The organism is Ruegeria sp. CL3 (assembly GCF_056536505.1).
The window spans coordinates 52518-64944 of record NZ_JBQFPT010000007.1 but is presented as its reverse complement, the minus strand read 5'-3'; the positions used below and the strand labels follow the sequence as shown (position 1 = coordinate 64944).

Annotated in this window: 12 protein-coding genes; 11 read left to right on the top strand and 1 reads right to left on the bottom strand. The window is 63.3% G+C overall.

Features of this window, described 5'->3' with window-relative positions:
• Position 1: 1 nt before the first annotated feature.
• The 5 genes from cobN to cobJ are packed head-to-tail and all read left to right on the top strand — an operon-like array spanning position 2 to position 6534.
• Complete coding sequence (gene cobN / locus ACR0NO_RS11895) at positions 2–3295, top strand: cobaltochelatase subunit CobN (protein WP_480724080.1); 3294 nt, start codon at positions 2–4, stop codon at positions 3293–3295.
• Positions 3292–4431 (top strand): precorrin-3B synthase, encoded by a 1140-nt coding sequence (gene cobG, locus ACR0NO_RS11890; protein WP_480724079.1) that lies wholly within the window; start codon positions 3292–3294, stop codon positions 4429–4431. Before cobN ends, cobG begins: the two co-directional genes overlap by 4 nt.
• On the top strand, positions 4431–5060 hold the full coding sequence (locus ACR0NO_RS11885) for a precorrin-8X methylmutase (protein ID WP_170639481.1): 630 nt from the start codon (positions 4431–4433) through the stop codon (positions 5058–5060). Before cobG ends, ACR0NO_RS11885 begins: the two co-directional genes overlap by 1 nt.
• Entirely contained in the window at positions 5057–5785 is a 729-nt protein-coding gene (locus tag ACR0NO_RS11880) for a precorrin-2 C(20)-methyltransferase (RefSeq protein WP_170666375.1), read from the top strand. Before ACR0NO_RS11885 ends, ACR0NO_RS11880 begins: the two co-directional genes overlap by 4 nt.
• Positions 5782–6534: a precorrin-3B C(17)-methyltransferase gene (gene cobJ / locus ACR0NO_RS11875; RefSeq protein ID WP_170639479.1), complete on the top strand. Its 753-nt coding sequence runs from the start codon at positions 5782–5784 to the stop codon at positions 6532–6534. Before ACR0NO_RS11880 ends, cobJ begins: the two co-directional genes overlap by 4 nt.
• Here cobJ and ACR0NO_RS11870 read toward each other — a convergent pair.
• Positions 6507–7271, bottom strand: coding sequence for a cobalt-precorrin-6A reductase (locus ACR0NO_RS11870; RefSeq protein WP_480724078.1), 765 nt, complete (start codon positions 7269–7271; stop codon positions 6507–6509). The genes cobJ and ACR0NO_RS11870 overlap by 28 nt on opposite strands.
• On the opposite strand from ACR0NO_RS11870, the gene cbiE reads away from it, so the two are divergent.
• From cbiE to cobF, 6 genes are read left to right on the top strand one after another with little or no spacing between them, the layout of a single operon-like run.
• Positions 7270–8469, top strand: coding sequence for a precorrin-6y C5,15-methyltransferase (decarboxylating) subunit CbiE (gene cbiE, locus ACR0NO_RS11865; RefSeq protein ID WP_480724077.1), 1200 nt, complete (start codon positions 7270–7272; stop codon positions 8467–8469). The genes ACR0NO_RS11870 and cbiE overlap by 2 nt on opposite strands.
• Positions 8466–8834 carry a cobalamin biosynthesis protein gene (locus tag ACR0NO_RS11860; protein ID WP_480724076.1) on the top strand — a complete coding sequence of 123 codons (369 nt, stop codon included), beginning with the start codon at positions 8466–8468 and terminating at the stop codon, positions 8832–8834. Before cbiE ends, ACR0NO_RS11860 begins: the two co-directional genes overlap by 4 nt.
• Positions 8831–9625 (top strand): precorrin-4 C(11)-methyltransferase, encoded by a 795-nt coding sequence (gene cobM / locus ACR0NO_RS11855; RefSeq protein WP_170374191.1) that lies wholly within the window; start codon positions 8831–8833, stop codon positions 9623–9625. Before ACR0NO_RS11860 ends, cobM begins: the two co-directional genes overlap by 4 nt.
• On the top strand, positions 9618–10946 hold the full coding sequence (locus ACR0NO_RS11850) for a cobyrinic acid a,c-diamide synthase CobB (RefSeq protein WP_480724075.1): 1329 nt from the start codon (positions 9618–9620) through the stop codon (positions 10944–10946). The genes cobM and ACR0NO_RS11850 overlap by 8 nt, the downstream gene beginning before the upstream one ends.
• Entirely contained in the window at positions 10943–11671 is a 729-nt protein-coding gene (gene cobA, locus ACR0NO_RS11845; protein WP_480724074.1) for a uroporphyrinogen-III C-methyltransferase, read from the top strand. Before ACR0NO_RS11850 ends, cobA begins: the two co-directional genes overlap by 4 nt.
• On the top strand, positions 11664–12407 hold the full coding sequence (gene cobF / locus ACR0NO_RS11840; RefSeq protein WP_480724073.1) for a precorrin-6A synthase (deacetylating): 744 nt from the start codon (positions 11664–11666) through the stop codon (positions 12405–12407). Before cobA ends, cobF begins: the two co-directional genes overlap by 8 nt.
• The last annotated feature ends 20 nt before the right edge of the window (positions 12408–12427 follow it).

Sequence of the window (12427 nt, the reverse complement as noted above, 5' to 3'; positions counted from 1 at the left end):
CATGCACGTCGTCTTCCGCGAAAGCCACGGGTTAGAAGAAGCGGAAACCCCAACCGATCTGGGCCAAAGCCCGGCGGATCTGGTGGTGCTGTCCTTTTCGGACAGCGACCTTGGCGCTTTTGCGGCGGGCTGGCATCGTGGTGGCGGGCCGGAGGGTCGGATGCCGACGATGCGGTTGGCCAACCTGACGGCTTTGAAGCATCCGCTGTCGGTCGATACTTACGTCGAACAGACGTTGGAGGGGGCCAAGGGCATCCTGATCCGCCTGATCGGCGGCGTGCCTTACTGGTCCTACGGGTTGCAGCAGGTTCTGTCGCTGGCGCAGGCCAAAGGGATCGCGCTGGCCGTCCTGCCCGCCGACGGGCGTGAGGATACGCGGCTGGATGAGTATTCCACCCTGCCCGTCTCGACCCTGCGCCGTCTGGCACATCTTTGCGACACCGGCGGTGAAGTCGCGGCACAGGCCGCTTTGGCGCAGATGGCATTGGCGGCGGGGCTTTACGCCGGCCCGGTTATGGGGGCCAAAACTCTGCCCGAATCCGGCGCGTGGTGTCCTGATCGCGGCGTGATCCCGGTTGAGACTGCCTTTGCGGGCGACGCAAAACGTATCGTCGTCACCTTCTATCGGGCCTATTTGACCTCGGCGGACACGGCCCCTGTCGCCACCGTGATCCGCAGCTTGCGGGGTCGCGGGTTTGAGGCGGTGGGCCTCTTCGCCCCCTCCCTCAAAGCTCCTGCTGCCGCTGAATGGCTGCGTGACAACATCGTCACGCTGAAACCTTCGGCGATCATCAATGCCACCTCCTTCTCGGGCAAAGGCGCGTCGGGTACATCCCCTTTGGACGCGGCGGGCGTGCCCGTGTTTCAGATGGCCCTCGCCACGTCCCGCCGCAAAGCTTGGGCCGAGGCCGAACGGGGCCTTTCCCCCGCTGATCTCGCCATGCATGTGGTGCTGCCCGAAGTGGACGGGCGCATTTCGGCGGGCATTGCCTCGTTCAAAGAACCGGGCAAACGTGACCCGCATCTGGAATATTCCCGCTTTGCCCACCGGGCTGAGCAAGAGCGGATCGAAGCGATTATCGACCGTGTCACCGGCTGGCTGACCCTGCATGACAAACCCAAGGCGGATCAGGTGCCCGTGCTGGTGCTGTCGACCTATCCTGGCAAAGACTGGCAAATGGCGCACGCGGTGGGTCTGGACGCTCTGGCCTCGGCCGAGGCGATGCTGACCGATCTTCAGGCCGAGGGCTACAGCACCGCACCGGCCGAGCCGATTGCTGAAACCCTGCTAGACGCGCGCATCTCATGGCCTCTGGAAGACTACCAGGTAGCCTTGGCAGACCTGCCCGAGCCACTGCGCGCCGATCTCCAAACCGTTTGGGGTAAGCCCGAGGACGACCCGATCTTTACCGAGGGCGCGTTCCACTTCACCGCCTTGCGTCGCGGCAACGCGCTGGTTGCACTACAACCCGAACGCGGCACGCCCGAGCTGCGCGATGACGACTACCACGACCTGTCTCGCACCCCGCGCCATAGCTACGTCGCGTTTTATTTGTGGCTCCGCAAAGGGCTGGGCGCAGACGCGCTGATCCATATCGGCGCACATGGCACTCTGGAATGGCTTCCGGGCAAGTCCGTTGCTCTGTCGGCGAATTGCTGGCCCGAGGCGCTGATCCGCGACTTGCCAGTGATCTACCCCTTCATCGTCAACGACCCAGGCGAGGCCGCGCAAGCCAAGCGCCGGATCGGAGCCGTAACGCTGGGCCATATCCCGCCCCCGATGAAGGAAAGCGGCACCCCGGATCGCATGGTGCGGCTGGAATCTCTGCTCGATGAGTTCTCGAATGCCGACGGACTTGATCCCAAACGCCGCGACCGCCTTCAGGAAGATATCCGCGACGAGGCACAGGCCATCGGGTTGGAGAGCGATCTGGGCCTCGATCAGGCCACCTGCACTGCCGAGGCGATAACCCGAATCGACCGCTTTGTTTGCGACATCAAAGAAAGCCAGTTTGGCGATGGTCTGCATATCTATGGCCGCGCGCCTGAGGTTTCCGGTATTTTCGACCCTGCGCCTTCGGCCCAAGCGGAACGCAGCGCTCTGATCAACGCTCTGGCCGGGAAGCGGATCGAGGCCGGGCCGTCCGGTTCCCCCTATCGCGGTCGCTCGGATGTTCTGCCAACCGGGCGGAACCTCTATACCACCGACCCCCGCTCGGTGCCGACTCGGGCGGCCTACACCCAAGGCGTCAAACTGGCCGAGGAACTGGTCCGTCGCCACCTTCAGGAAGAAGGCGACTATCCCAAGGGGCTCATCGTCGACCTGTGGGGCTCGGCCACCATGCGCACGGCGGGCGAGGAATTCGCCATGGCGCTGCACCTTTTGGGCGTGAAACCGGTCTGGGATAAAGGCTCCGAGCGGGTCTCGGGCATCGAAGTTCTGCCGATCACCGACCTCAGCCGCCCGCGCTTGGACGTGACGCTGCGCGTCTCGGGCCTGTTCCGGGACGTTTTCCCGACCCTCTCGGCACTTTACGGTCAGGCTGTCCGCGCATTGGCGGCGCGGGATGAGGCGACCGACTGGAACCCCTATGCCGGTCAGGCCCCGTCGGCCCGCGTCTTCGGCCCCGCGCCCGGCAGCTATGGCGTCAACATGACCCAACTGTCCGAGGTCTATACCGACGAGGCGCGCGCGCAGGCCGGTGAGGCATGGCTTGAGGCCAGCTCTTTTGCGCTGGAGGGCGAGAATATCGTTCAGGACAAGGCGGGTATCACCCAGCGCGTGGCGCATGCCGACAGTTTTGTTCACCTGCAGGACCTGACCGAGACCGACCTGTTGCTGGCCAATGACTACGCCACGCATGAGGCCGGTTTTGCCGCCGCCAAGAAGGCCACGGGTGGTACCGCGCAGCTGTATCATCTGGACAATACCAACCCCGAAAACCCACGCGCCCGTACCCTGCCGGAAGAGATCAGCCGCGTTGTCCATGCCCGCGCTGCCAATCCTGACTGGATCGCCGGGATGCAACGCCACGGCTTCCGCGGCGCGGCCGAGATCGCCGCGACATTGGATCATATGGCCTCGTTTGCGCATCTGTCGGGTACCGTTGCGCCGCATTTGTTCGACCTCTACCACGATGCCACGCTGGGCGATGAAGATGTGGATGCCTTCCTGCAGCAGGCCAATCCGCAGGCCCATCAGGCCATGCAGGACCGGTTTCGCGCCTTGCTGGATGCCGGTTTGTGGAATACGCGACGCAACTCGATCCGGGTGGATCTGGAGGGGCTGGGATGAGCGCGCCCGCCCCAAAACCAGTCGTCCAAGGTTGGTGCCCCGGCGCGCACCGACCGATGATGTCTGGGGATGGGCTGGTGGTGCGCGTGCGCCCTCGGCTGGCGCGGCTGACCGCGCCACAAGCGCTTGGCCTGTGTGAACTGGCCCAGCAATTCGGCAATGGCACAATCGACCTGACCAACCGTGCGAACCTGCAGTTGCGTGGCGTACAGGAAGGGGAACATCAAGCTTTGCTGTCCGAGCTGTCCGCGCTAGGGCTGCTGGACGCAGAGCCGGGTATCGAGGTCCGGCGCAACATTCTGGTCTCACCGCTTTATCAGCCGGGCGATCTGACCGCGCGGCTGACGCAGGAATTGATCGACCGCCTGAACGAGTTGCCCGCGTTACCGGCCAAGTTCGGCTTTGCCATCGATACAGGACCGGAGCGCCTGCTGGCGACGGACTCGGCCGATATCCGGTTGGAGCGTTCCGCCGATGGGCTGATCCTGCGCGCAGATGGGGCTCAGACAGGACGTGTCGTCTCCGAAGCCGAGGCCATTGATCACCTGATTGCTCTGGCCACTTGGTTTGCCGAGGTCTTCACGCCAGACACCCGACGCATGGCGCGGGCCGTGGCGGCGTTTGGTCTGCCTGCGGAATGGCAGGGGAGCGACCCCGGCCCCATCGGTTCATCTTTACAACCGGGCGCTTGTGCTCTGGGCAGCCTCTATGGCGCGGCCTTCGGTCAACTCCCTGCAAATGAACTGCACGTGCTGATCTGCGACAGCGGCGCCTCTGCCCTGCGTGTCACCCCGTGGCGGCTGATCCTGCTGGAAGGCGGGGCGGCGATACCCGCACCGGGTTTTGTCATGGACGGCACCGACCCGCTTATGACCACCGACGCCTGCCCCGGTGCTCCGTTATGCCCGCAGGCGCAAGCGGAAACCCGCGATATCGCGCGCGAATTGGCCCCGCTTGTACCCGGCACACTTCATGTTTCGGGGTGTTCCAAAGGGTGCGCCCGGATGGGCCCCGCGGATGTGACTTTAGTCGGCCAGAACGAACGATTTGATCTTGTCAAACAGGGCCGTGCGGGGGATGAGCCAATCCTGCGCGGGCTGGACCCCGAAACACTGATGACGATGGACTTCACTTGATGCCCTACACTTACGAAACCGACGGCGCGGCGATCTACAAGGAGAGCTTTGCAACCATCCGGTCCGAGGCCGATCTGGCCAGGTTCGACGCCGATGAAGAGCAGGTCGCCGTTCGGATGATCCACGCGGCTGGCATGGTCGGGCTGGAAGAATTCGTCCATTTCTCACCCGGTTTTGTATCCTCCGCGCGGACCGCGCTGGAAAACGGCGCGCCGATCCTGTGTGACGCGCGCATGGTCAGCGAGGGTGTTACCCGGTTCCGCCTGCCCGCCGACAATGAGGTGATCTGCACCCTGCATGACGAGCGCGTGCGCCCTCTGGCTGCAGAGATGAGCAACACACGCTCGGCCGCAGCGCTTGAGCTGTGGCGCCCGCATCTTGAGGGCGCTGTGGTCGCTATTGGCAATGCGCCGACGGCCCTGTTTCACCTGCTGAACATGCTGGAAGACCCCGACTGCCCACGCCCCGCCGCCATCATCGGTTGCCCTGTGGGCTTTGTCGGCGCGGTCGAATCCAAGGACGCCTTGTGGGAGGCACAGCCGGTGCCGTCCTGCATCGTAAAAGGCCGTCTCGGTGGCAGCGCCATCACAGTCGCCGCCATCAACGCCATCGCGAGCCGCGCCGAATGAGCGCCGGCAAGATATATGGCGTTGGCCTCGGCCCCGGTGACCCCGACCTGATGAGCGTGCGGGCCGACCGCCTGCTGCGCAATGCCCGCCACGTGGCGTTTTTCCGCAAGCCGGGCCGCAGTGGTCAGGCCCGCCAGATCGTCAACGGTATGATCCCGGAAGGCGCGGTGGAGTTCCCGATGGAATACCCCGTCACAACCGAGATCCCTCTAAACGATCCGCGCTACAATGAGTTGCTGGCGGCGTTCTACGAGGACTGCGCGCACCATCTGAAAGCCCTTGTTGAGAAGGGCGAAGACGTCGTTGTTCTCTGCGAGGGCGACCCGTTTTTCTACGGCTCGTTCATGCATCTCTATACCCGCTTGCGCGACATCGCCCCCGTCGAAGTCGTCCCGGCCATTACCGGCATGTCCGGCGCTTGGACAGCAACCGGCGATCCGATCACATGGGGCGACGACATCCTGACCGTTCTGGCCGCCACCCTGCCCGAAGAGGTTCTGGCCGAGCGTATGGCGCAGACCGACGCACTGGTCGTGATGAAGATCGGGCGCAATATCGACAAGGTGAAGCGCGCGCTCAAGACCGCTGGGATGTATGACCGCGCGTGGATCGTGGAATACGCGCAAATGCCGAACCAACGCGTTTGCAAACTGTCCGAGAATTGTGAGGGGATCACCCCCTATTTCTCGATCATCCTAGTGCACGGTCAGGGACGACGGCCATGAGCGGCTGGGTTAAGATCGCAGGCCTCGGGCCGGGAAATGAAGACTTGGTCACGCCCGAAGTCTCCGCTGCGTTGGCCGATGCGACCGATGTGGTGGGCTACATCCCCTATGTCGCGCGCGTGGCTGAGCGTCCCGGCCTGACGCTGCACGCCAGTGACAACCGGGTTGAGATCGACCGTTCGCAACACGCGCTACAGATGGCGGCTGACGGGAAACGCGTGGTTGTTGTGTCCTCGGGCGATCCGGGTGTCTTTGCGATGGCCGCTGCGGTTTTCGAGGCGCTGGAGAACGGTCCAGAAGAATGGCGCAACCTTCAGATTGATGTGCTGCCGGGGATCACTGCGATGCTGGCCGCGTCTGCCCGCGCCGGTGCGCCTATGGGGCATGATTTCTGCGCCATAAACCTTAGCGACAATCTCAAACCCTGGTCGCTGATCGAAAAGCGACTACGTCTGGCGGCTCAGGCGGATTTCTCGATGGCCTTTTACAATCCGCGCTCGAAATCGCGGCCGGAAGGCTTTGTAAAGACGTTGGAAATCCTACGTGAAGAATGTGAGCCTGAACGTCTGATCCTTTTCGCGCGCGCCGTGTCGCGCGAGGACGAAGCGATCCGGATCTCCACTCTGGCCGAGGCCACGCCCGAGATGGCGGATATGCAGACGGTGGTCATTGTCGGATCATCGCGCACCCGCGTGATCGAACGCGACGGCGCGCCGATCGTCTACACCCCTAGGTTCACCCCAGAATGAGCCAGCCAGTCCAGAACCTGTGCAATCGTCGACAGCTCGGTCCGCTCTGGCAGGACCGGACGGTCGATCATCAGCACTGGCAGACCCAGCGCCCGCGCCGCGTCCAGTTTGGCCCGCGCGCCGGTGCCGCCTGCGTTCTTGGACACAACCAACTGCGTCCCATGCCTGTGCATCAGCGCGCGGTCGTCAGCCTCGGCAAACGGGCCCCGGGCGACGACCACTTCAACATTCGGCAAGGGCAGCTCATCGGGCTCTTCGACCAGACGCAGCAGATAGTGATGCTGGGGCTGGGCCGAGAACTCCTCAAGATGCATCCGACCAACCGCAAGGAACACGCGTTGCGCCTCGACATTCAACGCGTCAACTGCGGCGGGAATATCGGGAGCGTGTCGCCAGTCATCACCGGGCTGCGCGCACCAAGCGGGTCGAGTCAGCGCGGCCAGTGGCGTTTGCGCTGCACGGCAGGCCTCTATCGCGTTTCGGCTCATCTGCGAGGCGAATGGATGAGTCGCGTCAATCACATGGCTGATCCCGTTGTCGCGGATATAAGCAACCAGACCCTGCACGCCGCCAAACCCGCCGACCCGAACCGGCAAAGGCTGCGGGCGCGGTTTCTCGACTCGTCCCGCGTAGGAGTATATCGCCGCAAGCCCCTGTTCGGAAACGGCTTTGGCCAAGGCGTTCGCCTCGGTCGTGCCGCCCAGAATAAGCACATTGGGGATCAGGGGGTTGTTCATGTCTGATACTCCGTGGCTAACCGTTCTGGGCCTGGGTGAAGATGGGCTTGATGGCCTGTCGCCCGCAAACCGTCAAGTGCTGGATCGGGCTGAGGTCATCATGGGCCCGCCTCGCCACCTTTCGCTGGTGCCCGAAACAGGGGCTGAGCGGATCGAATGGCCGGTGCCTTTCTCCGACGGTCTGCCGATCCTGACCGGACTTCGGGGTCGTGCGACGGTGGTTCTGGCCTCGGGCGATCCCTTCTGGTTCGGCGCGGGCTCGGTGATTGCACGCAATTTCGAGGCTGCCGAGTGGACAGCGCGACCCGGCCAGTCGACCTTTTCGCTGGCCGCCGCGCGTTTGGGGTGGCCGTTAGAGGGCACCCAGACCTTTGGCCTTCACGCCGCTCCTCTGACGCGTTTGCGACCGCACCTGTCTCCGGGGCTACGGGCGATCATCCTGTTGCGCAATGGTGCTGCCGTTGCAAAGCTTGCGACCTATCTGACTGAGACCGGGTTCGCCGATACCCAGTTGCACGTGATGGAGGCATTAGGCGGCCCGCGTGAACGCGCGCGCTCGGTCTCGTTGACCGAAGCGCTTCTGGGCACGTTCGATCACCCGGTCTGCGTCGGGCTGGAGGTTGCGGGCGAAGGGCGCGTTTTCCCCAAGGCATCCGGCAAACCCGACGATATTTTCGAGACCGACGGCCAGATCACCAAACGCCCCATCCGCGCGCTAACCCTGTCGGCGTTGGCCCCGCAACGCGGTGAGCATCTGTGGGATATCGGTGGCGGCACGGGCTCGATCAGCATTGAATGGCTGATGTGCGATCCGACCTTGACGGCCACAACCATCGAACCGCGTGCCGACCGTGCCGAACGTATTCGGCGCAATGCCGACGCTTTGGGGCAGGATCGGTTGAACGTCATTCATGGCACCGCGCCGGATGTGCTGTCAGGCCTGCCTCTGCCCGATGTTGTGTTCATCGGAGGCGGTCTCAGCGCCGATCTCTTGGCGTGGCTGCGCGATGCCCTTCCATCAGGCGCCCGCTTGGTCGCCAACGCCGTTACTTTGGAAAGCGAAGCGCTGCTGGCCCGCTGGCACGAAGAATTGGGCGGAGATCTTCTGCGGATTGAGCTTGCGCAATCGGCACCGCTCGGCCCTCGGCGCGGATGGAAATCGGCCTATCCGGTCGTGCAATGGAGTGTGACGCTATGATCGTCGCAGGCCTTGGCTTTTCATCAAGCGCAACAGTGGACAGCCTGCGCGCGGCTTATGACGCCGCTGCCGCTGATCATGACGTTCAAGCCTTGGCAACCGTTGCCGACAAAGAGGGCCATCTGGCGCTGGCCAGTTTCGCAGAAGGCCTTGCCCTGCCCTTGCATTTCGTTGCCGCAGCCGATCTGGCAGGGCAGCGCACCCTGACATGTTCGAACCGCAGCCGAGCCACCTATGGCACCGGCAGCGTGGCCGAAGCATCCGCATTGGCCGCCGCCGGGAATGGCGCGCGGCTTCTTTCACCTAGACATATCTCGGACGACCGGCTGGCTACATGCGCCATTGCCATCGGAGGACACTCATGACCGTTCATTTCATTGGCGCCGGACCGGGCGCCGCCGATCTGCTGACCTTGCGTGGGCGCGATATCATCGCTTCCAGCCCCGTTTGCCTCTATGCGGGATCTCTGGTGCCCGAAGAGATTCTGGGCCACTGCCCCGAAGGCGCGAAGATCATCAACACCGCGCCGATGGATCTGGATCAGATCATGGCCGAGATCGACGCGGCCCATCAGGCCGGACAGGACGTGGCGCGCCTGCACTCGGGCGATCTGTCGGTCTGGTCGGCAATGGGTGAACAGATCCGCCGTCTGAAAGAGATGGGCATCCCCGTCAGCGTTACCCCCGGCGTGCCCTCCTTCGCGGCGGCTGCGGCGTCTTTGGGCACTGAATTGACCTTGCCCGGCCTGGCGCAATCGGTGGTCCTGACGCGGACCCCGGGCCGTGCGTCCTCGATGCCCGAAGGCGAAACACTGGAGAACTTCGCCCGTACCGGTGCGACGCTGGCCATTCATTTGTCGATCGGCAACCTGGACAAGGTGATTGCCGATCTGAGCCCTGCCTATGGCGCGGACTGCCCAGTAGCGGTCGTCTATCGAGCCAGCTGGCCGGATGAGCGGATCATCCGCGCGACATTGGACACCCTCGAAGACGCGCTGGATGAAAACATCTCGCGCACCGCGCTGATCATGGTCGGGCCTGCGCTAGCGGGTGAAGGGTTCGACGAAAGCTGCCTGTACTCAAAAGACTACGACCGTCGCTATCGCCCGCAAAGTGCGGACAGCCCGTGGTCAAGCTGGAGCCCCGAGGATGAATGACTCGATGACGAACCCTCCGGGCATTCTGATCTCGGCCCCCTCTTCGGGGACCGGCAAAACCACCGTGATGCTGGGCCTTTTGCGGGCGCTGGCTGAGGATGGCCTCACCGTACAGCCGTTCAAGAGCGGCCCTGATTATATCGACCCGGCCTTTCACCGCGCAGCGGCAGGGCGGGCGTCGTTCAACCTTGATAGTTGGGCGATGGGCGACGGGCTGCTTGGGGCGATCTCGGATCAGGCCGAAGGGGCGGATATCGTCGTGGCCGAAGGCTCGATGGGTCTGTTCGACGGCGTCGCCAAACCTGGAGAGCTGGGCCACGGATCGAGCGCCGAAACCGCGCAACGCATGGGCTGGCCGATTGTATTGGTGTTGGACGTGGGCGGTCAGGCCCAATCGGCAGCGGCGACTGCTCTGGGGTTCAAGATGTATAACCCTGACCTGCCTTTTGCCGGAGTGATCCTAAACCGCTGCGCCAGCCCTCGGCATGAGCGGTTGACGCGGTTGGGTATGGAACGGGCAGGTCTGCCGGTTCTGGGTGTATTGCCCCGTCGCGGAGACCTGACTCTGCCGGAACGTCATCTGGGGCTGGTCCAAGCGGTTGAGCATCCCGATCTGGAAAGTGCCATCGTTGGATACGCAGCATTCCTGCGGGAACATGTGGACCTTGAAGCGATCAAACTGGCGGCTTCCTCAGGCCCCAAAGGGCCATCGTCAGCCGCGCTGCCGCGGCCTCCGGCGCAACGAATCGCGTTGGCCCGGGATGCGGCTTTTTCGTTCACCTATCCGCATCTGTTGGAGGGATGGCGCGCGGCGGGGGCTGAGATCCGGCCGTTTTCGCCATTGGCCAATGAAGCCCCGTCTGATGATGCCGATCTGGTTTGGTTGCCGGGTGGGTATCCGGAGCTGCACGCAGGTACTCTGGCTGCTGCGGACACGTTCCTGACCGGTTTGCGGAAGCATGCGGAGACCAAGCCGGTGCATGGGGAATGCGGCGGCTACATGGCCCTTGGTGAGGTTCTGATCGACAAAGAGGGCGTGCCGCACCAGATGGCCGGATTGCTGGGGCTGCAGACCTCGTACCAAAAGCGCAAGTTCAATCTGGGGTACCGTCGGGCCGAACTGCTGGCTCCGATGCCGGGGTTTGCGCAAGGCGCATCGCTGCGGGGGCATGAGTTCCACTATTCCTCGATCATCGAACAGCCTGATGCACCGCTGGCGCGCGTGTTCGATGCCGAAGGAGATGAAGGCCCGCAGACCGGATCACGCCGTGGCAACGTCACGGGTACCTTCTTTCACCTCATTGCCGAGGCCTCGGCATGAGCGGGTTTGTGTCATTCATCGGGTCCGGTCCGGGAGACCCGGAATTGTTGACCCTGAAGGCCGTGGACCGGATGCAGAAGGCCGACGCCGTTCTGTTCGACGATCTGAGCAGCGGACCCATTCTGAGCCACGCGCAACCGGATGCTGATCTTGTGGGCGTCGGCAAACGGGCCGGGCGGCCCTCGCCGAAACAGGATCATGTTAGCCGTCTGCTTGTGGAATACGCGCAGACCGGTCAACGGGTCGTGCGGCTGAAATCTGGTGATGGCGGCATGTTCGGACGGCTTGAGGAAGAAATCGTCGCCCTGCGTGCTGCCGGGATCGATTATGAGATCATTCCAGGCGTCCCCTCTGCCATCGCAGCCGCAGCAGCTGCCGGTATTCCGTTGACCCGCAGGTTGACGGCCCGGCGGGTACAGTTCGTCACTGGCCACGATGTCAGCGGGCAGCTGCCCCCCGATCTGAATCTGGCCGCTTTGGCGGATGCTGCGGCGACCACCGTTGTGTTCATGGGCAAACGGACCTTTCCGCTGCTGGTCGAGGCCCTGCACGCCAACGGCCTGCCACTGGATACGCCTGCACTGATGGCAGAGTCCGTTTCTACACCGGATCAAAAGCTGCACCGTTCGACCATCGGCGCGCTGGCCGAAACGCTGAAATTCGAGATCGGAACCGCGCCTGCACTGATCCTCTATGGTCCCTTGGCGGAGTTCGAGGATGTATGAGCTGTCTCTGATCGGAATTGGCACCGGAAATCCCGATCACGTAACACTGCAAGGCGCGCAGGCAATCCGCGAGGCGGATCTGATCCTGATCCCGCGCAAGGGTGAGAACAAAGCCGATCTGGCCGGACTGCGGGAGGAGATCATCGCCAAGGTCACTGAGACCCCTCCGCAGATCGCATATTTCGATATCCCCAAACGCCGCTCGGACGACGGGTATCTGCAAGGTGTGGATGAGTGGCACGATGCCATTGCACTGCGCTGGCAAGAAGCGATGGCGGCGCATCCTGAGGCCTCGAAGATCGCCCTGTTGATCTGGGGTGATCCTTCGCTTTACGACAGCTCCCTGCGGATTGCCTCTCGACTGGACCCACAACTGCGCAAACGGGTGATTCCGGGGATTACCGCGCTACAGGCACTGACTGCAGCCCATGCCATTCCCATAAACGACATCGGCGCGCCCTATGTAGTGACGACTGGCCGCCGCATCCGCGACGAAGGCTGGCCCTCGGGCGCCACCAAGGTCGCCGTGATGCTGGACGGTGAGTGTTCGTTCCAGTCTCTGGATATGGAGGCGTTCGATATATGGTGGGGCGCCTATGTCGGCATGAAGGAAGAAGTACTGATTTACGGCCCGTTGGATAAGGTGGCCGAGACCATTTTGACCACCCGTGCGCAGGCCCGGGCTGATCATGGTTGGATCATGGATATCTACCTGCTGCAAAAGCGGTCACCCTGAAGAATCATACGAAAATGTGA

Bases quoted from the DNA above. Each gene is read 5' to 3' on its own strand.
- cobF (WP_480724073.1), top strand. From the start codon at position 11,664: ATGTATGAGCTGTCTCTGATCGGAATTGGCACCGGAAATCCCGATCAC.
- ACR0NO_RS11860 (WP_480724076.1), top strand. From the start codon at position 8,466: ATGATCGTCGCAGGCCTTGGCTTTTCATCAAGCGCAACAGTGGACAGC.
- cobM (WP_170374191.1), top strand. From the start codon at position 8,831: ATGACCGTTCATTTCATTGGCGCCGGACCGGGCGCCGCCGATCTGCTG.
- ACR0NO_RS11870 (WP_480724078.1), bottom strand. From the start codon at position 7,271: ATGAACAACCCCCTGATCCCCAATGTGCTTATTCTGGGCGGCACGACC.
- cobG (WP_480724079.1), top strand. From the start codon at position 3,292: ATGAGCGCGCCCGCCCCAAAACCAGTCGTCCAAGGTTGGTGCCCCGGC.
- ACR0NO_RS11885 (WP_170639481.1), top strand. From the start codon at position 4,431: ATGCCCTACACTTACGAAACCGACGGCGCGGCGATCTACAAGGAGAGC.
- cobJ (WP_170639479.1), top strand. From the start codon at position 5,782: ATGAGCGGCTGGGTTAAGATCGCAGGCCTCGGGCCGGGAAATGAAGAC.
- cobN (WP_480724080.1), top strand. From the start codon at position 2: ATGCACGTCGTCTTCCGCGAAAGCCACGGGTTAGAAGAAGCGGAAACC.
- ACR0NO_RS11880 (WP_170666375.1), top strand. From the start codon at position 5,057: ATGAGCGCCGGCAAGATATATGGCGTTGGCCTCGGCCCCGGTGACCCC.
- ACR0NO_RS11850 (WP_480724075.1), top strand. From the start codon at position 9,618: ATGAATGACTCGATGACGAACCCTCCGGGCATTCTGATCTCGGCCCCC.
- cbiE (WP_480724077.1), top strand. From the start codon at position 7,270: ATGTCTGATACTCCGTGGCTAACCGTTCTGGGCCTGGGTGAAGATGGG.
- cobA (WP_480724074.1), top strand. From the start codon at position 10,943: ATGAGCGGGTTTGTGTCATTCATCGGGTCCGGTCCGGGAGACCCGGAA.